This window comes from Mucilaginibacter glaciei (genome assembly GCF_014773245.1).
GTDB classification, from domain to species: domain Bacteria; phylum Bacteroidota; class Bacteroidia; order Sphingobacteriales; family Sphingobacteriaceae; genus Mucilaginibacter; species Mucilaginibacter glaciei.
This window is the reverse complement of the sequence record NZ_JACWMX010000004.1, coordinates 444,874-467,099: the sequence shown is the minus strand read 5'-3', so window position 1 is coordinate 467,099 and position 22,226 is coordinate 444,874. Positions and strand designations below refer to the sequence as shown.

Sequence of the window (22,226 nt, the reverse complement as noted above, 5' to 3'; positions counted from 1 at the left end):
GCTACTTTAAATTGATAGCTTTCATTTTGTTATAAAGCGTTTTGCGGTCGATATTTAAAATCTCAGCCGCTTTGGTTTTATTAAAGTTCACTTCGCGCAACACTTTTAAAATAGTTTCATGCTCGGCACCCAGCGCGGCATTCTTCAAATCGTGTTTTGGCTCTTTGTGTTCAACCGGCGTTTGTGTGGCATTTGGCGAATCGTAATTAGACACCTTGAAATTCGAGATCTCAAGGGGCAACGTTTTCATCGTGATCTCATTACCTTCTGTTAACAACGTGGCGCGGCGCACCACATTCTTTAATTCGCGGATATTGCCCTGCCAGCGATAGTTCATAAAGCATTCGATCACTTCGGGTGAGAAAGAAGTTACCTTGCGGTCGAGCTCATGGTTAGCCACATTTAAAAAATGTTCGGCCAGCATCATAATATCATTGCCACGCTCACGCAGCGGTGGCATATGAATGCTAAATTCGTTAAACCGGTGATAAAGATCCTCCCGGAAACGGCCTTTGTTGATACCGTCCTGCAGGTTTTCGTTAGTCGCAATAATGATGCGCACATCCAGGTCTATCTCTTTAGTGCTGCCTATTCGCTTTACCTTACGCTCCTGCACGGTGCGCAACAACGCTGCCTGGATCTCGTACGACAGGTTGCCCACCTCGTCCAAAAATAAGGTGCCGCCGTTAGCCATTTCAAAGTGGCCTATTTTGGTGTATAAGGCACCGGTAAAGGAGCCCTTTTCATGACCGAAAAATTCGCTTGCTGCCAGCTCTTTGGTTAACGACCCGCAATCCATAGCGATAAAGGGCTGGTTGGCGCGCAGGCTGTTTAAATGGATACTTTTGGCAACAGATTCTTTACCTGTACCGCTTTCGCCCAGTATGATCACGCTGTAATTGGTTGGTGCAACCAGTTCAATCTGTTTTAATAATTCTTTTGAGGCCTTACTTGTACCCACCACAAACTCGCCCGATAAGATCTGTTTTTTAGAATCTTTCTGCAGTTTATCGGGTGTGGTGAAATCATTGGCGAGCTCCTGTAACGCATATTGCGTTTCAATCGCCTTGGTAATGGTATTCAAGATCTCGTCAGGGTAAAGCGGTTTCGTAATATAATCATAGGCCCCCATTTTGATGAGCTCGACCGCCATTTTAATATCCGAATAGCCGGTAATGATAATAACGCCTGTTTTTGGATAAAGAGCTTTGATGTTTTTTAGCATTTCGCGGCCGTCGGTATCTTCCAGCCTAAAATCGCAAAGCACCAAATTATAAGCTTTATTTTTTAGGCATTCCATACCATTGGCACCGTTAGCCGCTGTATCTACCTCAAAACCATTCCGGGTTAAAAATTTAGACAACAGTAAACCCACGTTAACTTCGTCATCAATGATGAGGATTTTTTTCATATCGGTAGTATTGGGTTGTGGTGTAGTGATCGCACTTAAACAGGTTAAACACGGCGTATCGGCTAATTATTTTTAAAAGTGGGCAATTAAATCCACAATACAAATAGGCATACTGTTAATATTGACTTTTATTCGCGATCGTTGTGTATCAGGTCAAGATTCTTTTTAAAAGCCATAAGCAAATCCGACACTTACGATAACCTGCTGCACAAAGCTTCCCAGCATAAATGTTTGGGTGTTATTTACCTTCCCGGTAGGTAGCCCGGCATCTATGCCTACACAAAATTGCGCTTTATCTTGATAGTTTGTTTGTGCGTTCGCTAAAACGCTAATGAAAATCAGGGAAGCAACGAGGGTACTTATTTTCGCCGGAATTGAGTAAGTAAAGATTCAATCGCGTTGTTTTATTACTAATTGCCAGTAAAGTTAGCCTTCCGCTTTTCTAAAAAAGCGACAACACCTTCCTTAAAATCTTCGGTACCGAAACAGGCGCCAAATTCCTTTATCTCCGTATCAAAACCGTTAACCCCATCCCTCCCGGCATCATTTACACAGCGGATAGCGGCTGCTATGGCTAACGGCGCACGGCTTAATATTCTGGTTAAGAGTTCCTCTGCTTTGGGCAATAAATCGGCAGGTGTGGTTACATGGTTCACCAGGCCCGATGCCAGGGCTTGGTCGGCAGTTACCATGTCTGCTGTCATGATCATTTCCAACGCTTTGCCGCGGCCAATTAGCCGGGTTAAACGTTGTGTGCCGCCATAGCCGGGTATCAGGCCCAAAGTAACTTCGGGCAGGCCCATTCTGGCATTATCAGATGCTATGCGGATATGGCAGGCCATAGCCAGTTCTAACCCGCCGCCCAATGCGAAACCATTAATGGCTGCTATCACCGGCTTGCTACTGTTGGCTATCAGGTCGAAAACCTGGTTATGCCCTTCGCGTGATAAAGCTTCGCCGCCGGCAACATCCAGTTCGGCAAATTCAGTTATATCAGCCCCTGCCACAAATGCCTTTGTCCCGGCCCCGGTAATAATAATTCCTCCAACCTTATCATCTGCAAACGCAGCAGTGAATGCATCATGCAGTTCCAACAAGGTCAATTTATTAAGCGCGTTTAGTTTGCTTTCGCGATTGATGGTGATGTATTGGATGCGGCCTTTACCCTCAACCAAAATATTTTCAAACTCCATAGCGGTTCGTTTTTTTAGAAATTACGATTGGTGTGCACCCAGTTGGTAATATAAGTCACAATATCTGCCGTACTTGTACCCGGCGGGAAAAGCTCGCCCACACCTATCTTTTTTAGCTCGGCCATATCGTCGGCAGGGATGATGCCCCCACCGGTAAGCAGCACATCGTCCATACCTTTCTCTTTGATCAGCTTCATCACCTTCGGGAAAACCGTCATATGCGCGCCCGAAAGGATGCTAATACCGATAGCGTCTACATCCTCCTGCAGGGCGGTATTTACCACCATTTCGGGCGTTTGGCGCAAGCCGGTATAAATTACCTCCATGCCTGCATCACGCAGCGTGGTTGCAATGATGCGCGCGCCACGGTCGTGCCCGTCAAGGCCTACCTTGGCAACTAAAACACGAATAGGGCGGTCAAATTGGTTATCGCTCATAATTATTCGAAGCTAAAAAACTCTGTTAATGTTTCGCATACCTGCCTGCAAGTATTTTCATCCATCAGGCCAAGCTTTTTTACCAAACGCAGTTTCGATACCGACCGGATATGATCTAATGCTATTTGCCCGTCTTTACCCTGAAAGGTACAATTAACCCGGTGCGGATACGGCTTATTTGCCGATGTCATTGCGGCGATAGTTACAGTGGCAAGCAAGCCATTAACTTCATTTGGCGATATAACTAAACAGGGCCTTGTTTTACTGATCTTACTGCCAATAACGGGGTTTAAGTCAACCAGCCAAACATCAAACCGCTTCACTACCACTGCCATTCCGTTTCGGTAAATTCATCTGTAAACCCTTCCGTTAACTCATCATCCGGTTTATAGCCTGCCTTTATTGCCGTTTCCAGTTGCTTTTCCCAACCCGCCCTCGCCTTTGTTTTAGATTTAATGAGAATGCCGTTCCTGGTAGGGTCAATTTCTATCTCGTTTACTAAGTTGTATTGCTTAATGAGTGATTTAGGTATCCTGATGCCAAACGAATTGCCTATTTTAATGAGCTTGGTTTCCATAATTAAAGTTACTACAAAGTAATTACATTCGGTGTCTCCCCACAATAATTTTAACAATCGGAATAACATAGGTTTATAAATACTAATTTAGCAACAAGGCACTGTTATTATTATGTTATTTTATTAAATTTAACGCTGATATTGAATTTATAAGAAACAAAGGAAGTATTGAAAACAATTACCCGGCGAAATTTTTTAAGTAAGGGCGCTATGTTAGCCGGTGGCACTTATCCCACCATGATGGCCCTGGGCATGTTAAAGCCAGCCCCAGCTCATGCCTTTAATTTAACCGGTAGCGGCAATGGCAAGCACATCATTATTTTAGGCGGCGGCCTTGCCGGCATGACCAGCGCTTACGAGTTAACCAAGCTGGGTTACAAGTGCACTATATTAGAAGCCCGCGAACGCGCAGGCGGGCGGTGTTGGAGCATCCGCAACGGCAGTACCCATACCGAGGTGGGGCAAGCACCCGTTACCGCTCAATTTGATGACGGGCTTTACTTTAACGCAGGCCCCTCGCGCATCCCGCATCACCACGAGTTAACGCTGCACTATTGCAAGGAACTGGGTGTACCTATCCAGGTGTATAACAATGTTAACGAGGGTGCTTATTATTTTGCCGAAGGCAAAGGCCCGCTATCTAACAAAAAGATCCGCGCGCGCGAAGTGCATAACGATGTACGCGGCTACATGGCCGAGCTGCTTTCTAAAAGCATCGACAAAAATAGTTTAGATACGGCCCTCACCAAAGAGGACACCCAAAAAATTTTGGAGTACCTGGCTGCCGAGGGCGGTTTGGATATCGACAAATTATACAAGGCATCGGCCCGCAGGGGATATATCGAATCGCCGGGGCCGGGAGATAAAGCGGGTAAGATTGGCGATGCAAATAAACTGGCCGATATCATTCAGTCGGGACTGATGGACCCCGACTTTTATAACGTTGCCGAGTACACATACGAATTACAGATGACCATGTTCCAGGCGGTTGGCGGAATGGACCAGATAGCAAAGGCCCTGCAAAAACAGGTAGTGCCGTATTTAAAATTAGGTGCTGAGGTAACCAGCATTACCAACCTGCCCGAAGGCGTAAAGATCACCTATAAAGATGCCAGCGGCGAGCACGTTTTGCAGGGCGATATTTGTATTTGCACTTTACCGCTACCTGTATTGAGCAACGTTAACAATAATTTCTCTGGCGATGTAAGCAGAGCGATAGATTACATCAGCTATAACCAAACCGGTAAAATAGGCTTACAGTTCAAACGCAGGTTTTGGGAAGAGGATGACCATATTTACGGCGGTATCACCCACACTAACAATGAATTAACGCAAATATTTTATCCATCTTATGATTATTTGAGTAAAAAGGGTATCTTAATAGGATATTATAATTTTAACGAGAAAGCGCTGCAAACCGGCGAGCTGAATTATGCAGACCGCGAGAAGTTGGCTCTACAAAAAGGCAGGCTGATCCATCCGCAATACGACGCGGAATTTGAGCGGTCGTTTTCGGTTAGCTGGCATAAAGCAAAATACAATTTAGGCGGATGGGCCGTTTACGGCAGCGAGAGCCGCAAAAACCAGTACCCGGTACTGTTAAAGCCCGATAAGCAGGTATACTTTGCAGGCGAGCACTTAACTTACCTGAACGCCTGGATGGCAGGGGCATTTGAATCGGCACGGAGCGTGGTAACGGCCATACATGGCCGGTTAACCGAGCAGCGGGTAACATACCCCGCAACAAAAGGATAGAAAAACTAAAAAACTAAACTGATATGGCAAATTCTATTAATCGCAGAAACTGGATCAGATCCAGCGCACTCATGGCCGGGGGACTGGCATTCCTATCATCAACCGTGAGCAAACTGGCAGCAATGCCGGTAGTCCGCAACCTGGGCTTTAGCCCGATAACCGATGAAACGGCTATAATGAACGCAGCACCCGTAATGAAGGCGCGCCTGCTGGCCAACGAGAACCCCTTTGGCCCGTCGCCTGCGGCTAAAAAAGCAATTGTCGATTCGCTGGATACCAGTTATCAGTATGCCTTTTCCTCTATATCTGACCTATCGGGTAAAATTGCCGCTTACGAGGGCATCAAAAAATCAAACCTCTTGCTGGCATCGGGCTCATCGCCGTTGTTACTTGCTGCGGCTATCCATTACAGCAAAGGTGGCAAGAATATCATCACCGCCGACCCTTCTTACGACGACCTGCCCACCCAGGCTACCCGCTTTGAGGGCAAATGGGTGAAAGTGCCCCTGACTGCCGATTTTAAACTTGACCTGGATGCTATGGAAGCCAAGGTGGATGAAAACACCGGCCTGGTTTACATTTGTAACCCTAATAACCCTACCGCTACCATTGTAGATACCGAAAAGTTAAAGGCCTTTTGTGAGCGCGTATCAAAAAAAACAATGGTGTTTGTTGATGAGGCCTATATCGATTACCTGCCCGATCCTAAGGCATCCAGTATGATGGGTTGTGTGATAGCCGGGCAAAATGTAATTATAGCGCGCACCTTCTCTAAATTATACGGCTTCGCGGGCTTACGCTGCGGGTATATTGTTGGCCAGCCGGAAACGGTGAGGACTTTATCTAAATATACCTCTGCGGCCATGAGTTTATCTGCCTCCACAGTTGCAGCTGCCATTGCCGGTTACCAGGAAACAGAATTTTTGAAGGATGCTTTGAAAAAAACAAACGCTTCTAAAGACTACCTGTATTCGGTGTTGAAGAAGGAAGGATATACTTATATTCCTTCTTCAGCCAATTTTGTAATGTTCCCCTTGAAAATGGAAGGATCAAAATTTACCGGCGAGCTAATGAAACGCGGCGTAGGTGTGCGTAACTGGCGTTTTAACAACCAGGACTGGTGCCGTATCAGCATCGGCCGGATGGATGAGATGGAAGCCTTTGCAGCTGCCTTTAAAGAGATCTCTTAAATAATACCTTATCTATGAGCCTGTTGATTGTTTAATGGTTCGACAGGCTCAATATGACACCAATAGTCACCCTGAGCTTGTCGAAGGGCGCGCGGCGGGCTTGAAATACTAATGGTTCGACAGGCTGACCATGACATTATTAAAATAATAAGAATTAAAGAATACCAATACACAATGCGTAAATTATTACTTACATTATCTGCCGCTTTATTAATATCTACAGCCTTTGCGCAGCAAAAAGCCCCTAACCCGAGGCCGCTCACGTTAGACGAATACAAAAAAGCGAAAACCTACACAATTGCCGACCCGGATAAGGACACTTACGTAAAATTCGATAATGCTTATGTGCTCGACCGTTACGAGGGCCGTAAACCCTACTTTATTACCGGTAGCGATAACCTGAAAAAACGGATAGATCTTTATAAACTCATCGCTAAAGAGGGCCTGCAGGAAATTGGCACCATGGTGTTTTACACCAGCGAAACCGGTAAAAAATACCAGGCCTTAGTGCCCGATTTTACTGCCGAGGGCAAAGTATGGGAACAGTACTTTCAGGATATTGACGATATTAATAAGGTGGAGAAAAACTTCATCCTCAAGCTATCATATGTACTGTCAAAAGAACTGAGCTACCAGCAATATAAAGTGCTGAATGCGGGTAAGGATATGAAGGAAGAATCGGCTACTTATGGTAACGATATTTGTTTCCCGGGTGATGAATTGGTGGCGATGAGCAACGGGAGCAAAAAGTTTTTAAAAGATGTAAAGGCAGGCGACGAAGTGATCACTATCGATCCGGCTACCAAAACAGCCACCACCACCAAAGTAAAGGAACTGACCGTACACGCGGCTAAAAACTATGCGATCACTCAATTGGTGTTGATAGCTGCCAAAGAAAATAAATCAACCAACGCCATAAATGTAAACCTGCGTACCCAAGTATTGCAGGCCACCCCCAACCACCCCATGCTGACCAAACAAGGTAACCGCAAAATGGGCGAAGTAGCCATAGGCGAGCAGGTACTTTGCCTGAACGACAAAACCGGCCAATACGAAACTTATACCGTTTTGCAAAAGAACGAGCATGCGGGCGGCGTACAAAACGTTTACAATATTGTTGCCGAGCAAGGCAGCACGTTTGTAATGAACGGGGTAATGGTGATGCAGAAGTAGTCTTTTTAGTTTGTGCTACGTTAGGAATGAATGTGCTTTAGGTTTAGCCTGTGGATGTTCATTTCTTTTTTCTCTCAAAAAAGAAACGAACCAAAGAAAAAAGTCGCGGCTTGGTTCCGCCCTATTTAAGTTAGTGCTTTATCAATCTCACTGCCACCCGTGCGTTACGCTATGCCGCATTTTTCGCTCATCGTTCTGTCTGCGCTTTTGTTAATCAGCGTAATTCTTAAATCATTCAAATCAGCGGTTCAGAAATTGCGTTAGGGATTGTAGCGGATACCGGCCCGGAGCATAAGGCCTGCAGGCGTATGAGCGGAAAGCCCGGCCGCAGGCAACGCTCATAATTCAAAAGTTAAAATTAAAAAGTAAAAACTTAGTTGTATTACCTAATACCACCAGGTTTTGAATTTCACTTTAATCTACACACCGGATACGCTGCGCTAATCTCGCCGGAGCTTGATCAGCGTAATCCTTAAATCATTGAAATCAGCGGTTAAGACAATTTTCCTTACTTTTGCAGCCTGTTACAAACATCATGAGCGAAGAAAGATCACTGAATTTTATAGAGGAAATTGTTGAAGGGGATATTGCTGCCGGCAAGAATGGCGGCCGCGTTTTAACCCGTTTCCCGCCCGAGCCGAATGGTTACCTGCACATCGGGCATGCTAAATCGATATGCCTGAATTTTGGCCTGGCGCAAAAATACAATGGTAAAACAAACTTGCGCTTTGACGATACCAACCCTGTAAAAGAGGATGTAGAGTATGTAGACAGCATTAAGGAAGATGTAAAATGGTTGGGCTTTGAATGGGCCGAAGAACTGTACGCATCTGATTATTTTGATCAGTTATATGACCTGGCTGTCGAGTTGATCAAGCAGGACCTGGCTTATGTAGACGATAGCACGGCCGAAGAAATTGCCGTACAAAAAGGCACCCCTACCGAACCGGGCATAGCCAACCAATACCGCAGCCGCTCTGTTGAAGAGAACCTGAAGCTGTTTGCTGATATGAAAGCCGGTAAATACCCTGATGGTGCCAAAGTACTGCGTGCTAAGGTAGATTTGCAAGCGGCCAACATGCAGCTGCGCGACCCGCTAATGTACCGCATTAAGCATGCCCACCATCACCGTACCGGCGATGCCTGGTGCATTTACCCGATGTATGATTTTGCCCATGGCCAAAGCGATGCGATAGAGCAGATCACCCACTCGATCTGTACGGTGGAGTTCATTCCACATCGCCCCTTGTATGATTGGTTTATAGAGCGTTTAAACCTGTTCCCGAGTAAGCAATATGAGTTTGCCAGGCTAAACCTTAACTACACCGTAATGAGCAAGCGCAAGCTGCTGCAACTGGTAGAGGAAGGCCATGTTGATGGCTGGGACGACCCGCGCATGCCTACCATTAGCGGCCTGCGCCGCCGTGGTTACACGCCTGCCAGCATCCGCGAGTTTTGCGAACGTATTGGTGTAGCCAAGCGCGAAAATATGATTGATGTGGGCTTGCTGGAGTTTTGCATCCGCGAGGATTTGAACAAAACCGCCTGGCGCCGCATGGCTGTGCTTGACCCGGTTAAGCTGATCATCGATAACTACCCTGCTGGTCAGGAAGACATCTTCCACGGGGAGAATAACCCCGAGGTTGAAGGCGGCGACGGCAGCCGTGAGTTTCCGTTTAGCAATGAGCTTTGGATAGAGCGCGACGACTTTATGGAAGAGCCAACAAAAAAATATTTCCGCCTGGGTGTTGGCTTAATGGTGAGGTTAAAGAATGCCTACATTATTAAAGGCGAAAGCTTTACTAAAGATGCCGAAGGCAATATCACCGAGATCCATTGCTCATACATCCCCGAATCAAAAAGCGGTAACGATACCAGCGGTATCAATGTAAAAGGTACCATCCACTGGGTGAGTGTGGCCCATGCCAAAACTGCCGAAGTGCGTTTGTACGACCGCCTGTTCCAGGTAGAAGACCCAGGCAACGAGGACGGCGACTTTAAGGAATACATTAACCCCAACAGCCTGCACGTATTGCCGACTGCTTATATAGAACCCGATTTGGCCAACGCTAAAGCAGGCACACCTGTGCAGTTTATGCGCAAAGGCTACTTTACGCTGGATAAAGATGCAACCGCCAACAAACTGGTATTTAACCGCACGGTTACGCTGAAGGATGGGTGGGTGAAGAAAGGTTAAAAGCGAAGGCTGAAAGGTTAAAGCTGAAAGGCGAAAGGTTCTAAAACTTTTCGCCTTTTTTGTTTACAAAAATAGGTCATTGCGATCGATAGCGCGGCAATCTCAGCCGACAAGTCGCCGATTAATGCTTTGTTAAAATCAGCAGATAAGCTTCGGCCGAAAATGGGCAGAACATGGTCGACTGTGTGGCGAAGCGCGGGGCAAGATTACGTACCCGTGGTTCTGCCCGTTTTGCAGGGCAAGGCTGGTGCGGCAAAGAAGCCTCTCTGCTGAAAGCATTTTTTGTTATTTTTTGGTGCCTCAAAAAGTAAAAGCAATGAGCGAACTACCGTTCAATAGACCACAAACCCTTTAAAGGCTTACTGCTCTTACTCCCCCTTCAGGAAGCTGAGGGACTAATACTTCCTGTACACATTATACAACACATCCAGATCGCAGGGAGTTAATACCGGCGTATCATCTGTTTGTACAAAGTGGCGTTTAAATGCACTGATGGCCGATGGCAGGTCGCGGGTATCATATCCGATCAGTCGCAGGGCGGTGGTGCTGTCGAAGCCTTCGGGAGCAGGCAGCTGTACCACGTCGGGCCAGTAACCGAAGCCTTTTTGGGCCAGCAGCATCCATGGGAACAACTTACCCGGGTCCGGCTTGCGGGGCGGTGCAATATCGCCATGGCCAATAAAGTTTGCCGTAGGGATATTGTAAGCCCTTTTGAGCTGGGCCAGCAGCAGCAGTACGCTATTCATCTGCTTATCATTAAAAGGCTCGCGGCCGTTGTTGTCAATTTCGATACCGATAGAGCCGCTGTTCATATCGGTAACGCTCCCCCATTTGCTGATGCCTGCATGGTAAGCCCGCAGGTAGTCGTTCAGCATGTGTACTATCCGGCCATCCTTACCTACCACATAATGGGCACTTACCTGGGTACGCACCAGCGTAAAAGTACGGATGGTTTGCGCTAAAGAATCCTGCGCGGTATAGTGAATGATGACGTAGTTGGGCTTGCGTAAATTAAAGTTAACCGTGCCCACAAACTCGCTGGCAATGGCCTTGCCCAGGCTATCGGTAAGGGTAGCGGGCGTCTCTTGTTTGATCACCGCTACCAGGCTATCGGTTTGGTTGGCATACACCACCTTGGTAGCCGCATGCGGGTCGACGATCTTTTTAGCACAGGAAGCAAACACAGCTGCACAAAGCAGGGGGAACAGGAGGTAGCGAATTTTCATATTATATTGATCCTTTTGAAGCCTTTTTTTCATCACTATCTAATCTTCTTTCTATTTTCTTAACATCTTCAGATGCAGGTAATGCTTCGGGCCTAACACCTCTTTGAATAAGTATATCCCTTACAGCTTTGTTATTATCAACATGCTCTTTCGAAATCGAGTTGTTCGTATTCAAATCTTTTTCAATAACGTTATGACTGGTCAGTTCATTCGCGAAATCTTTAGCTTTAATTGTCAAAGTAGGCAAAAAATCTGCTAAAGGCTTGGCACCTGGCACACCCAGTTTTTTCTTCATGTCGTTAGTGCTAAAGCCACCAAATAACGCCTGGTCGCCCTTAGACCTTATGAGTGCAAACCCCGCACCATCAACGCCCGCTCATATAAAATGCCGGACAACTTCTTTTCAGACTTGGTTAACTTTTCGCGGGCGGATACACGCTCAACATCTATTAAACGTTGTTCAATTATTTCTTGCTTGCGGGTTTGTACTGCAAAGTAAGTTTGTGCAAATGCAATAGGCGGCTTAGACGGGTCACCATTCTGAGCAATTAGATAACAGGCGTATCTTGTCAAGGCTATATCTTCGACTTCCCTTTGAGCACCTTTTGCTATCGAGATCATTTTCGTGGCATCACGAAAATGATCTGATGCCATAGAACCGGCTATTTCACAAGCTTTTTTTGCTCTTTCAATTGCGTTGAAAAAGTTTTCCCATCGAGAATAACCCAAGATAATCTGTAAATCCCTTGCACTCCAATATTCTAACCCCTCATAGCTGTACTGCGCCTGTTCAAACTTTTCGAACAACTCTAAAATTGTTTCTTTTTTCACTTCAAATGTTTAATTCAGCAATATAGGGATTATTGAAAGCTTAAACTGCCTCTGTGGAAAAGTGTTGACGATAAACAGCGGCTAATACAAAACCAAGAATATGTTGAGGAAATGGAAATGGGAAGAAGGGTTTGGGGACAATGTAAGGCGATAAAATGACAATTGTTCTTCTTTCAATAGTTTAATAGGTTATTCTCACTATTTAGAAGACTCTTGAAATGTTCAATAAAAGAAAGATTGTTTTTGTTGTAGTCTTTATTAACTAAATTCACCGAATAAATAGCTTTAATCATTAGCCTATGTGGGTAGAAGAAATTACATTAGACAATATAAAGTGCTTTGATAAACAATATATTCGTCTTGGAACTACAAAAGAGTGTTTCCCTTGGATAACATTATTAGGGGAAAATGGCACTGGAAAAAGCACGGTACTTCAAGCGCTTGCGTTATTAATAGCAGGACCAGAAGGAGCGAAACAGTTATTAACACGACCTGAAGGATGGCTTAAGACAGAAAGTATCCCTGGAAAAATATCGATAAAAATTCATCAAAGCGAAAATGACCCCGCACAATTCGGAGCTCGAAAAGAAAGAAAACAATTTAGTTATACCTTTTACGTCACAGGGAACCAAAAATTAACAATTAATAATAAAGTATTTACAGAACCGGTGATTGCTGAAGATACTAACAATAGAATCCTTCCATGGCTGCGGGAAAACGCACTGTTACCCAAAGGGAAAGGTTGGTTCGGAGCTGGCTATGGCGCATTTAGAAGACTTACAAGAGAAAATAGGATACTTGTTCCAGCACTGCAAACGCCATTGCGATACACAAACTTTTTTACTCAATTTAGAGAAGATAGAGCTTTAGAAGCTTTTGAGACTTGGATGGTTTACCTTGATTATAGAATTTCAAAATCGAAAGATGATAAAATAGCTATTAGGCAAAAAGAATGGGGGATAAAAGCAATAAATAGCCTATTGCCAGAAGGCAATGAGTTTGACTCAATAGATGAAAATGGAAAAATCTGGTTCAAAGTTCAAGGCTCTAAAGTATCAACTGTTGCGCTATCGGATGGATTCCGTAGCATTTTGGCATTGGCGGGCGATTTAATTTGGAGGTTAATTGAAGCATTCCCTGAAAGCGACAATCCTTTGCATGAAGTTGGAATTGTACTTATTGATGAATTAGATATACACTTGCATCCAACTTGGCAGCGAACTATTGCTGGATGGCTTCGAGCAACTTTCCCGAAAATTCAATTTATAATGGCAACTCACAGTCCTTTAATTGTCGCTGGAGCGGGGGAAGATGCGATTACATATCGTTTCTTCCGAAAAAATAATAATATTGAAGTTGAACTGATTAAAAACATTCACGCTTGGAGTGTCGACAAGATTTTACAAAGCGAGGCTTTCGGATTAGTATCGACCTTTTCGCCTGAAACTCAAAAAAATATCGATAAATATTACTCACTTAAAAAGAAAAAAAAACTTAATGACGTTGAAAAAATCGAACTGCAAGCAACGATTCCATTTGTAAAAGAAGCTTATGCAGAATTGCCATCGGAAAATTCACTTGATTTGAAAATTGAAAAATTTTTGAGTGAGAAACTAAAATGATACACGTAAATAGGGCGGCTAAACCACCAATATTAAGTAAAAAAGAAGCTGTATGGGTTGCCGCTATTAATGGTGCATTACTAAAACCCCGTACACCGACTGTTAAACTCGAATTAGATAAAGCGATAAATAAATATCAGCATAATAAGATTAAAGACGCATTAGTATTGATGTTTCATGGAAAATGCGCTTATTGTGAATCCTACATAATCAATGTTGATTATGGCGATATCGAACACTTTAAGCCAAAAGGCAAGTTCCCTCTGGAAGCAGTAGTTTGGGAAAACCTTTTGCTTGCTTGCGCAAAATGTAATGGTGCTGGACAAAAAGGAGATGAATGGCCGTTATTAGCAGACGGAGGGCTTCTTATAAACCCTTGCACTGAAAACCCGGCGGATTTCTTTGAATTTGAATTCGATGTCTTGACAGATATAGCGTTGGTAAATCCGAAAAATGTTAGAGGAGAAACATCCGAGAAGATATTTGGTTTAAACAAACCAACATTAGTGAAAGATAGAAATATTGCGGTAAAAAGGTTGGTAGCATTAGCTTCATATTACCATACTGATGCACGCGCTAAAGCATATTTGGATGAAGCAGCGTTGGATAAGAGTGAATATTCAGCATTTGCGAAAATGATTATCAACACATTTGTAATCTAACATCTCTACCTTTATTTTTAAAACCACACCTACTATTGCTACGCGATTTAAAAAATTGGGTTCTTATCAGAAAGTCTATATTTCTATCATTTTAAACCAATAAAAATGCGTTTTTATAGGTAAAACCCGGTGTTCCGGTAAGCGTTCCGCAGAGTGTTCCGTTTTGCGGCCAACCGTTCCGCAGCGTTCCGTTTCAAGCGGAACAGCACACCGGAACATGCACAAACAAATTAGTACTGCCCAATACTTAACAAAACCAGCGTACAGGCGTAGTCGGTTTCTATACCGGCTTTGCGGGCCATTTGGCGCAACTCCTCGTTTTCGGTACCGGGGTTAAAAATGATACGCTTGGGTTTGGTATTCAGGATGTAATCGTACAGGGGCGGCTGGTTCATCGGCCCTACATATAGGGTGATGGTATCAATATCCGTGTGGATGGTTTCGGGCTTTTCTATGGGTACACCGGCCACCTCGCCGGCTTTAATCCCCACGTTCACAATGCTGTGTCCGCGGCCGGTTAAACGGGTGGCGGCAAGGTAAGCGTAACGGCTTGGGTCGGGCGTGGCGCCCAGTATCAGTGTTTTTTTATCGGCCATGGTTATACAACATGCAAGGTAGGGATTTGGTTTTCTTATTGGTGCGGGGAGTGAGGTGTGGGGAGCGGAGATGTTGTGCGGAGATGTTGTGCGGAGAGTAGAAAGGTGCGGGGAGCGGAGATTTTGGAAATAAGTGTTTTATCTGCGTTGTACCCGTACCTGGCTTCCCGCATCTGTCCTAAATACCCCAATACCGAATCCCCGCTCCTGAAATCCCACTCCTCCTTCCCCACGCTCCACGCACCACACACCCTGCACCCATCCTCAAAAAATAAAAATAATTTAAAATGTTTTCCAACGGCGGTCGTCTTACCTTTAAACACTTATAAAGTTGACAACCGTAACAATGCCCCAGGATAAAAACAGCCACATCATACAAACCATTGCGGCGTATGGTAAAAGCCTGTTGGGGTTTATTCGCAAGCGTGTAAAAAATGATGCCGACGCCGAAGACATTCTGCAGGATGTTTGGTACCAGTTCAGTAACGTGCTGAACGCGGGCCCGGTTGAGCAAACAAGCTCCTGGCTGTACAAAGTGGCGCGAAACCGCATCCTCGATAAACATAAAAAACATACCGAGACCCTGCTGGACGATATACTGCCCACCGATGAGGATGACGATGATGCGCCGGACTTCACCGCCATCCTGATGACGGAGGCCACTACGCCCGAGACCGAATACCTGCGCAACCTGTTTTGGGAACAGCTTTTTGTAGCGTTAGATGAACTGCCCGAAACCCAGCGACAGGTTTTTATATGGCAGGAACTGGAGGACAAATCTTTCGAGGAGATCTCCCAGCTCACCGGCGAGAACGTAAACACGCTGACATCGCGCAAGCGATACGCAGTATTGCACCTGCGCAAACGGCTGAAACAACTTTATAAAGAAATTACAGAATATTAAAAATAATTAAAGAAAATGAAAAAGATATTTTACGAAAAGCGGTTTTTCTTCATCCCTTTTGGGGTAGCCGCCATACTGGCCCTGGTAAGTTTTGTAGTCATGCAATTATGGAACAATCTGCTGCCCGACATCCTGCACGTGGGTACAATTACCTTTTGGCAGGCCATGGGCATCTTCATCCTCAGCAAGATCCTGTTTGGGTTTGGCGGCAAGGGTGGCCGCGGTGGTGGTGCGCCCTGGATGCGCCGCAAGCAAATGATGGAAGAAAAATTCAGGGACATGTCGCCCGAGGATAGGGCAAAGTTTAAAGAGCAATTGCAAGACCGTTGCGGCTGGGGCCGCCGTGGCCGCGATAACTGGCGCGATGCCTGGAAGGATGCCCCGGTTGCAGAGAAAGAAACGAGAGAAGGATAACCATTGTCAATTTGACCGATAGAGAGAAATCTTCTGCAAGCGGTAAGCAGACTTTACCGACCATAGAAGATTTCTCCTCGCTATCGCTCGTTCGAAATGACATTTTAAAAAGAGATCACCCTAAAACCCAATACTTATGGATGTGCTGATATTTAAAACAAGTGTGGCCAATGTGCAGGAAGCCAGCCGGGTAAATTACCTGTTGTCGGGATTATCGGATATCAAAAAATACAACTTCGACCTGGAGGATTGCGACAAGATCTTACGGGTAGTAAGCTCCGGTATCGAACCGCAAACCATTAACCACATGCTGGCCATTGCAGGTTTTACCTGCGAGGAATTGGCTTATTAAGAGCTGACTATTGGGCGTTGCCTGTGGCCGGGCTATCCGCTCATACGCCTGCAGGCCTTACGCTCCGGGCAGGTATCCGCTGCTATCCTTAACGCAATCTTCTGAACCGTTGATTTGATTGATTACGTTGATCCCGCTGATTCATAATCAACGCAATCCTTTAATCATTAAAATCAGCGGTCAAGATATCGTTTCGCCCCATCTGCACAATTCACCCCATCGATAGCTGCGGAGATGATCCCCCCTGCATAACCGGCGCCTTCGCCGCAGGGGAACAGTCCGGCAACCTGCGGGTGCTGAAAGGTATCCCTATCCCGGGGCACTTTAATGGGCGACGACGTGCGCGACTCTACACCCACCAATATCGCTTCGTTAGTATAATAACCTTTCATCTTTCGGCCAAAGGCGGGCAAAGCCTTTCGTAAGCGATTATGGATCCAGTCGGGTAATACTTCCTTCAGGTCTACACTTTTACAACCGGGCAGATACGAGTTTTCGGGCAGATCCATAGATACCCGTCCTTCCGCAAAATCAACCATGCGCTGGGCCGGGGCAACGAGGTTACCGCCACCTGCCTTAAAAGCAAGGTGCTCGGCCTGCTGCTGAAAGTTCAGCATCCTAAAAGGGTCGTTCAGATCTCCCTTCACATCTTCCATATTGATCTGCACCACCGTACCCGAGTTGGCGAAAGGGTTATTCCGTTTAGACGGGCTCCAGCCGTTTACCACGATCTCATCCTGCGCGGTAGCGCAGGGGGCGATGATACCACCGGGGCACATACAAAACGAGAATACGCCGCGGTCGTCTACCTGCTCCACCAGATTATAATAACTTGGCGGCAGGTCGGGGCCGCGGTATTCGCAATGGTATTGGGCGCGGTCAATAATTTCCTGCGGGTGCTCTATCCGTACGCCCAAGGCAAAGGGTTTGGCTTCTATCAAAATCCCCTGGTGATGTAGCATCCTGAAGACCTCGTGCGCCGAGTGGCCGGTAGCTAAGATCACTGCATCGGCCATTAGCTTTTCGCCGTTGGCTAATTGTACACCCTTAAGTTTGCCGAACTCAACCAGCAAGGCAGTAACTTTAGTGTCGAACAAAACCTCACCGCCGGCATTCAAAATGCTTTCGCGCATGGCGGTAATAATTTGCGGGAGCTTGTTAGTACCAATATGCGGACGGGCATCTACTAAAATATCTTCGGTAGCGCCGTGGGCCACAAAGGTTTGCAACACGCCGTTCACGTAGCCGCGCTTGGTTGAGCGGGTATATAATTTACCGTCGGAGTAAGTCCCTGCCCCACCCTCGCCAAAGCAATAGTTACTTTCGGGGTTCACCAGGCCTTGTTTGTTAATATTAGCCAGGTCGCGGCGGCGTTGTTTTACATCCTTGCCTCGCTCCAGTATCACGGGTTTTAAACCTTGTTCAATGCATTGCAGCGCGGCAAAGATCCCTGCCGGGCCTGCACCAACGATAAGCACCCGTTTGGCATCTTTTACGCTTTGGTATTGGGGCGTATAAATTTCTGTCTGTACCGGTTCATCTACAAAAACACGTACCTGCATGCGGTACAACACTTTGCGGCCTCGGGCATCTATAGAACGTTTCAGGATTTTTATCCCGTTGATTTTTTGCTTTGGAATGTTAGCTGCGGCAGAAGCTAAGGTAATTAACACCGCTTCATCTTCCTGCTGCCCGGGCGGGCACACAATTTCTATGTCTTTTGTCATGTTGTTGATGCCGGGTTTTTATCCCGGATGTTGCAAAGATAAGGAATCGGTAAGAAAATAACAGGTGCCGGTTAGCATCGTTGCACTACCGTACGGTGACTGTTCGTAAATGAACACCCAAACGGACTGATAAATTTCGTTTAACTGATTATAAGACACTTATAAAAATGGCAGCAGTTTGGCATGTGTAGGTCAAATGAACGCCACCATGACACCGAATACCGATACCCGCTTAAACACCCTTTGGGAAGGTTGCCTGCAAAACGACCGGAAACAACAGGAGCTATTATACCAGTTATTAGCGCCCAAAATGTTGGCGGTGTGCATGCGTTATGCCAAGGATAAGGATGAAGCGCAGGATATTTTGCAGGAAGGTTTTATCAAGATGTTCAAGAATATGCACAACTTCCGTGGTGAGGGTAGCCTGGAGGGATGGATTCGCAGGATAATGGTACATAGCGCTATCTCCCGTTACCGCAAGGCTAAAACCATGGTGCTGGTTGACGACTTTGCCGAACAAAACATCCCGACGATCAGCAGCTACAACAATAATGGTTTGGAAGCAAAGGATCTGTTGCGCCTGGTGCAGGCATTGCCTAATATTTACCGCTCGGTATTTAATCTATACGCTATCGAGGGTTACTCGCACCAGGAAATAGGCAGTAAATTAGGCATGACCGAACTGTTATCCCGCACTACGCTTTTCCGCGCAAGGACATTATTAAAAGAAAAACTGAATAGTTTGGCTGTAAGGGAAAGGCATTGCTTGGCGGGATAAGCCCCCTGCATGTGGGCCACAAGTGAGGACACTTGCGGCAGGGCTTAATACTAAAGCTAAAAGCTTTTAAAGTTTTAGCTTTAAGTTACGCTACGCTAAACTTAGACCAGGGAAGGCACGACATTTGAACTTTTAACGTTACACTTTTCAGGTCTGCATCATGGGCCTATTCAGGTATATTATCAAGGATAAAACCAAACCTTTAATTAGGATCATAGCTGTAATATTTAGAACAATTGTTTTTGTGTCAACTATGGAAAAGTCAATTATCTCATAAAGGATAAAGTCAACAATATAGAGTAGAATAGCAATCAGGAAAAGTGACAAATATTTCGTAAACCGATTACTAAACCTGTGATAAACTAAAGTCGCAACTCCAAGTAAAACAAACCATAAAAATAACAACAGTGAAAGATTTGTGTACGTACTAAATAGTTTTACAACAATACCTAATGCTCCACCAATTAAATACAAAAACAGGTCATTGATAAACAGGTACGCAAAAAAGTAAAGCATACTTGTAATAAGCATTGTAGTCAAAAAGCTATTTTTTATCTTCATTTTTTTCTACTGCTGGCATACGCGTACCGCGTGTGCATTATTACAATTGCTTAATTAATCCTTTAACGTCACACGCCACAGGCGTGCGCCAGTATTAACTTTAAACCACTCTCTATTCTCTAATAACTAATAACTACCGGTGCTTATTACTCATATAAAACACCATATCGCCGCCGGCCATGATCTGGTCGTGGTTAATGGATAGGCCGGTTAGCGGTTTACCGTTAAGGGTTATTTTTTGCACGTAAACATTTTTTTCGCTTTGATTTTTAACGGTGATGTTAAACGTTTTGCTATTGCCTACCTGCACTACCGCGCTATTAACGGCAGGGCTGCCAATCGCATACTCGGGCGAGCCGGGTGCCATCGGATAAAACCCTAACGAGCTAAAAATGTACCAGGCACTCATCTGCCCTGTATCGTCATTACCGCCCAAACCATCGGGTGTTGGTTTGTACATGCGCGGGAGGATCATCCGGATGCGCTCCTGCGTTTTCCAGGGTTTGTCTGTCCAGTTGTACAGGTACGCTACGTGGTGCGATGGCTCGTTACCATGCACATAGTTACCGATGATGCCATCGCGGGTAATATCTTCTGTTTCGGCAAAGTATTTATCCGGCAGGTTCATGGTAAATAATGAATCCAGATAACCTACAAAGCGCTTATTGCCGCCCATCAGCTTAATCAACCCTTCCGGGTCCTGCGGGGCAAATAGGGTATAGTTCCAGGAATTACCTTCAATAAACCCTTCGTTAATGGTGCTCAACGGATCAAACTTGGCGCGGAAGGTACCGTCAGCTTTTTTAGGGCGCATAAACCCAGCCTTAGGATCGTACACATTCTTATAATTTTCGCTGCGCTTGATGAATTCATTGTAGATCTCCGTATTCCCCAATTTCTTGGCCATCTGCGCTATCGCCCAATCATCATAAGCGTACTCTAACGTATTAGATACCGATACACCGGTCTTTTCGTCCGGCACATACCCTTTATCGATATACTCGCCGATACCCTCGTAGCTGCGGGTGCGGGCAGTAGTTACGGCAGCCATCAGCGCTTTGTTGGCGTCAAAAGGCGCATTGCCTTTCACCACGGCATCGGCTAAAACAGATACGCTGTGGTAACCGCTCATACACCAGTTCTCGTTAGCCGAGTTGCTCCATACCGGCAGCATCTTTTCCGGGCTTTGGTCAAAGTGTACCAGCATAGATTTGATCATGTCGGCATTACGCTGCGGCTGAATAATGTTAAACAACGGATGTAAAGCACGGTAAGTATCCCATAACGAGAAGGTAGTGTAGTTGGTAAAGCCTTCGGCTTTATGCACGTTTTGATCCAGCCCTTTGTACTGCCCGTCAACATCCATATAAATGGTGGGGTTGATCATGGTGTGATACATGGCAGTATAAAAATCCTGCTTGCGCTCGGTGCTGCCGGTTACGGTGATCTTGTCTAATTCAGACTCCCACTGTTGCTGGCCGTTTTTCTTTACTTTCTCAAAATCCCAACCGGGTACTTCTGCTTGCATATTGGCCATTGCGCCATCCATACTCACACCCGATAGTGCAAATTTGATCTTGATCTTTTCGCCCTCTTCAGTCTTAAAATCAAAGTAAGCACGAATCTGCTTGCCCGCTATCTCCGGGAAATCTTTCGACTGGTTAAACTTGCCCCAAAAACCGCCGTATGTTTGGCGTTTATTATATTTCTTAAAGCCGTGGTGTAAAAACTTCTTGTTAAAAGCCATGGCAAAGTACAGGTTACGGGTGCGCGCCCAGCCATTGGTTTGGCGGTAACCTACCAGGGTGCTATCGTTCAGCACCTTTACATAGGTCCAAACCGTTTTGTCGGGGTAGTTGTAGATCCCTGCCATCAGGTCTAAAATAATGTGTGACTGATCCGACTTTGGAAAAGTATACTGATGGAAACCAACACGTGTGCTGGTGGTCATTTCGGCGGTGATGTTGCTCTCGTCCAGCTTAACTTTATAGTAATTAGCCTGGCTTACCTCATTAGCGTGCGAAAACGCTGAGCGATAGCCGCTTCCCGGTTTATCTGCCGTGCCGGGGTTTAGTTTTAAAGTGCCAACGGTTGGCATGATCAGGAAATCGCCCAGATCGGAGTGGCCTGTCCCGCTAAAATGGGTGTGGCTAAAGCCTACGATGGTTTTATCCTCGTACTGGTAACCCGCGCAATACTCATAAACCTTCGGGTTATATTTTCCGTTAAGTTCGTAACTTGCGGTATCGGTTTCGGGGCTTAACTGCACCATCCCAAACGGGACTGTTGCGCCGGGGTATGTATGGCCCATCCGTTGTGTGCCGATGATGGGTTTAACATATTGCACTAAATTTTCATGCGGGGCTTGCTGAGCGGTGGCGTATAAGCCGGTACAGGTCAAAGCTATTGCTAATAGTTTTTTCATTTATAGGACGATAGTATAGAGGCGGTAAAAGAGGTTAACAGAAGCAAATATAAAATCATATACATGGTTGTCGGTATTTAATTACATTTACGTGGTTAAATGTTGCCATTATGGCGCAATTGTTACAGTTTGTAACATCGGTATGCGTTTTGTATCTAAATTGTAAATCACATCACACTAAAAAAATAAAATACA

General features: G+C 45.5%; 21 protein-coding genes. 10 read left to right on the top strand and 11 right to left on the bottom strand.

Annotated elements, in window-relative coordinates:
- Position 1 precedes the first annotated feature (1 nt).
- The 5 genes from IDJ76_RS12085 to IDJ76_RS12065 form a co-directional block, all read right to left on the bottom strand.
- Positions 2-1,411 (bottom strand): sigma-54-dependent transcriptional regulator, encoded by a 1,410-nt coding sequence (locus IDJ76_RS12085; protein WP_191163571.1) that lies wholly within the window; start codon positions 1,409-1,411, stop codon positions 2-4.
- Between the two features lie 410 nt (positions 1,412-1,821).
- On the bottom strand, positions 1,822-2,604 hold the full coding sequence (locus IDJ76_RS12080) for an enoyl-CoA hydratase/isomerase family protein (RefSeq protein ID WP_191163570.1): 783 nt from the start codon (positions 2,602-2,604) through the stop codon (positions 1,822-1,824).
- 14 nt (positions 2,605-2,618) lie between these two features.
- Positions 2,619-3,041 carry a cobalamin B12-binding domain-containing protein gene (locus IDJ76_RS12075; RefSeq protein ID WP_191163569.1) on the bottom strand — a complete coding sequence of 141 codons (423 nt, stop codon included), beginning with the start codon at positions 3,039-3,041 and terminating at the stop codon, positions 2,619-2,621.
- 2 nt (positions 3,042-3,043) lie between these two features.
- Positions 3,044-3,376, bottom strand: a complete 333-nt coding sequence (locus IDJ76_RS12070; RefSeq protein WP_191163568.1) for a type II toxin-antitoxin system PemK/MazF family toxin — start codon at positions 3,374-3,376, stop codon at positions 3,044-3,046.
- Positions 3,364-3,618: an AbrB/MazE/SpoVT family DNA-binding domain-containing protein gene (locus IDJ76_RS12065; protein WP_191163567.1), complete on the bottom strand. Its 255-nt coding sequence runs from the start codon at positions 3,616-3,618 to the stop codon at positions 3,364-3,366. The genes IDJ76_RS12070 and IDJ76_RS12065 overlap by 13 nt, the downstream gene beginning before the upstream one ends.
- Positions 3,619-3,786: 168 nt before the next feature.
- Here IDJ76_RS12065 and IDJ76_RS12060 point away from each other — a divergent pair, with 168 nt between their 5' ends.
- The 4 genes from IDJ76_RS12060 (at position 3,787) to IDJ76_RS12045 (ending at position 9,933) form a co-directional block, all read left to right on the top strand.
- Positions 3,787-5,373, top strand: coding sequence for a flavin monoamine oxidase family protein (locus IDJ76_RS12060; protein ID WP_224746296.1), 1,587 nt, complete (start codon positions 3,787-3,789; stop codon positions 5,371-5,373).
- A 23-nt stretch (positions 5,374-5,396) separates the two neighbouring features.
- Positions 5,397-6,563 (top strand): pyridoxal phosphate-dependent aminotransferase, encoded by a 1,167-nt coding sequence (locus IDJ76_RS12055; RefSeq protein ID WP_191163566.1) that lies wholly within the window; start codon positions 5,397-5,399, stop codon positions 6,561-6,563.
- Positions 6,564-6,737: 174 nt separating this feature from the next.
- On the top strand, positions 6,738-7,736 hold the full coding sequence (locus IDJ76_RS12050) for a Hint domain-containing protein (RefSeq protein WP_191163565.1): 999 nt from the start codon (positions 6,738-6,740) through the stop codon (positions 7,734-7,736).
- A gap of 535 nt (positions 7,737-8,271) precedes the next feature.
- Positions 8,272-9,933: a glutamine--tRNA ligase/YqeY domain fusion protein gene (locus tag IDJ76_RS12045; RefSeq protein ID WP_191163564.1), complete on the top strand. Its 1,662-nt coding sequence runs from the start codon at positions 8,272-8,274 to the stop codon at positions 9,931-9,933.
- A 395-nt stretch (positions 9,934-10,328) separates the two neighbouring features.
- Here the strand turns inward: IDJ76_RS12045 and IDJ76_RS12040 are convergent, their stop codons facing one another.
- Genes IDJ76_RS12040 through IDJ76_RS20805 form a run of 3 tightly spaced genes read right to left on the bottom strand, consistent with a single transcriptional unit; the run spans position 10,329 to position 11,990 of the window.
- On the bottom strand, positions 10,329-11,159 hold the full coding sequence (locus IDJ76_RS12040) for an N-acetylmuramoyl-L-alanine amidase (RefSeq protein WP_191163563.1): 831 nt from the start codon (positions 11,157-11,159) through the stop codon (positions 10,329-10,331).
- 1 nt (position 11,160) lies between these two features.
- Positions 11,161-11,454, bottom strand: coding sequence for a hypothetical protein (locus IDJ76_RS20810; protein ID WP_224746295.1), 294 nt, complete (start codon positions 11,452-11,454; stop codon positions 11,161-11,163).
- Between the two features lie 47 nt (positions 11,455-11,501).
- Entirely contained in the window at positions 11,502-11,990 is a 489-nt protein-coding gene (locus tag IDJ76_RS20805) for a BRO family protein (protein ID WP_317173965.1), read from the bottom strand.
- 299 nt (positions 11,991-12,289) lie between these two features.
- Between IDJ76_RS20805 and IDJ76_RS12030 the strand changes: the two genes are divergently transcribed.
- Together IDJ76_RS12030 and IDJ76_RS12025 are read left to right on the top strand one after the other, a co-directional pair.
- Positions 12,290-13,612 (top strand): AAA family ATPase, encoded by a 1,323-nt coding sequence (locus IDJ76_RS12030; RefSeq protein WP_191163562.1) that lies wholly within the window; start codon positions 12,290-12,292, stop codon positions 13,610-13,612.
- A complete protein-coding gene (locus tag IDJ76_RS12025; RefSeq protein ID WP_191163561.1) occupies positions 13,609-14,274 on the top strand; it encodes an HNH endonuclease family protein in 666 nt (221 codons plus the stop codon). Before IDJ76_RS12030 ends, IDJ76_RS12025 begins: the two co-directional genes overlap by 4 nt.
- Before the next feature lie 230 nt (positions 14,275-14,504).
- Here IDJ76_RS12025 and IDJ76_RS12020 read toward each other — a convergent pair whose 3' ends face one another.
- Entirely contained in the window at positions 14,505-14,870 is a 366-nt protein-coding gene (locus IDJ76_RS12020; protein ID WP_191163560.1) for a CoA-binding protein, read from the bottom strand.
- Between the two features lie 331 nt (positions 14,871-15,201).
- Here IDJ76_RS12020 and IDJ76_RS12015 point away from each other — a divergent pair, with 331 nt between their 5' ends.
- The 3 genes from IDJ76_RS12015 (at position 15,202) to IDJ76_RS12005 (ending at position 16,540) form a co-directional block, all read left to right on the top strand.
- On the top strand, positions 15,202-15,774 hold the full coding sequence (locus IDJ76_RS12015) for an RNA polymerase sigma factor (protein WP_224746294.1): 573 nt from the start codon (positions 15,202-15,204) through the stop codon (positions 15,772-15,774).
- Between the two features lie 15 nt (positions 15,775-15,789).
- On the top strand, positions 15,790-16,188 hold the full coding sequence (locus IDJ76_RS12010; protein WP_191163559.1) for a hypothetical protein: 399 nt from the start codon (positions 15,790-15,792) through the stop codon (positions 16,186-16,188).
- Between the two features lie 136 nt (positions 16,189-16,324).
- Positions 16,325-16,540, top strand: a complete 216-nt coding sequence (locus tag IDJ76_RS12005; protein ID WP_191163558.1) for a hypothetical protein — start codon at positions 16,325-16,327, stop codon at positions 16,538-16,540.
- 173 nt (positions 16,541-16,713) lie between these two features.
- On the opposite strand, the gene IDJ76_RS12000 is transcribed toward IDJ76_RS12005, so the two are convergent.
- Positions 16,714-18,267 carry an NAD(P)/FAD-dependent oxidoreductase gene (locus tag IDJ76_RS12000; RefSeq protein ID WP_191163557.1) on the bottom strand — a complete coding sequence of 518 codons (1,554 nt, stop codon included), beginning with the start codon at positions 18,265-18,267 and terminating at the stop codon, positions 16,714-16,716.
- 208 nt (positions 18,268-18,475) lie between these two features.
- On the opposite strand from IDJ76_RS12000, the gene IDJ76_RS11995 reads away from it, so the two are divergent.
- Complete coding sequence (locus IDJ76_RS11995) at positions 18,476-19,045, top strand: RNA polymerase sigma factor (protein WP_191163556.1); 570 nt, start codon at positions 18,476-18,478, stop codon at positions 19,043-19,045.
- Positions 19,046-19,739: 694 nt separating this feature from the next.
- Here the strand turns inward: IDJ76_RS11995 and IDJ76_RS11990 are convergent.
- On the bottom strand, positions 19,740-22,031 hold the full coding sequence (locus tag IDJ76_RS11990) for a GH92 family glycosyl hydrolase (protein WP_191163555.1): 2,292 nt from the start codon (positions 22,029-22,031) through the stop codon (positions 19,740-19,742).
- Positions 22,032-22,226 lie beyond the last annotated feature (195 nt).

Bases quoted from the DNA above. Each gene is read 5' to 3' on its own strand.
- IDJ76_RS12080 (WP_191163570.1), bottom strand. From the start codon at position 2,604: ATGGAGTTTGAAAATATTTTGGTTGAGGGTAAAGGCCGCATCCAATAC.
- IDJ76_RS12030 (WP_191163562.1), top strand. From the start codon at position 12,290: ATGTGGGTAGAAGAAATTACATTAGACAATATAAAGTGCTTTGATAAA.
- IDJ76_RS12055 (WP_191163566.1), top strand. From the start codon at position 5,397: ATGGCAAATTCTATTAATCGCAGAAACTGGATCAGATCCAGCGCACTC.
- IDJ76_RS12020 (WP_191163560.1), bottom strand. From the start codon at position 14,870: ATGGCCGATAAAAAAACACTGATACTGGGCGCCACGCCCGACCCAAGC.
- IDJ76_RS12070 (WP_191163568.1), bottom strand. From the start codon at position 3,376: ATGGCAGTGGTAGTGAAGCGGTTTGATGTTTGGCTGGTTGACTTAAAC.
- IDJ76_RS12065 (WP_191163567.1), bottom strand. From the start codon at position 3,618: ATGGAAACCAAGCTCATTAAAATAGGCAATTCGTTTGGCATCAGGATA.
- IDJ76_RS12045 (WP_191163564.1), top strand. From the start codon at position 8,272: ATGAGCGAAGAAAGATCACTGAATTTTATAGAGGAAATTGTTGAAGGG.
- IDJ76_RS12040 (WP_191163563.1), bottom strand. From the start codon at position 11,159: ATGAAAATTCGCTACCTCCTGTTCCCCCTGCTTTGTGCAGCTGTGTTT.
- IDJ76_RS12025 (WP_191163561.1), top strand. From the start codon at position 13,609: ATGATACACGTAAATAGGGCGGCTAAACCACCAATATTAAGTAAAAAA.
- IDJ76_RS11990 (WP_191163555.1), bottom strand. From the start codon at position 22,031: ATGAAAAAACTATTAGCAATAGCTTTGACCTGTACCGGCTTATACGCC.
- IDJ76_RS12075 (WP_191163569.1), bottom strand. From the start codon at position 3,041: ATGAGCGATAACCAATTTGACCGCCCTATTCGTGTTTTAGTTGCCAAG.
- IDJ76_RS12085 (WP_191163571.1), bottom strand. From the start codon at position 1,411: ATGAAAAAAATCCTCATCATTGATGACGAAGTTAACGTGGGTTTACTG.
- IDJ76_RS12010 (WP_191163559.1), top strand. From the start codon at position 15,790: ATGAAAAAGATATTTTACGAAAAGCGGTTTTTCTTCATCCCTTTTGGG.
- IDJ76_RS12050 (WP_191163565.1), top strand. From the start codon at position 6,738: ATGCGTAAATTATTACTTACATTATCTGCCGCTTTATTAATATCTACA.
- IDJ76_RS11995 (WP_191163556.1), top strand. From the start codon at position 18,476: ATGACACCGAATACCGATACCCGCTTAAACACCCTTTGGGAAGGTTGC.
- IDJ76_RS12000 (WP_191163557.1), bottom strand. From the start codon at position 18,267: ATGACAAAAGACATAGAAATTGTGTGCCCGCCCGGGCAGCAGGAAGAT.
- IDJ76_RS20810 (WP_224746295.1), bottom strand. From the start codon at position 11,454: ATGAAGAAAAAACTGGGTGTGCCAGGTGCCAAGCCTTTAGCAGATTTT.
- IDJ76_RS12005 (WP_191163558.1), top strand. From the start codon at position 16,325: ATGGATGTGCTGATATTTAAAACAAGTGTGGCCAATGTGCAGGAAGCC.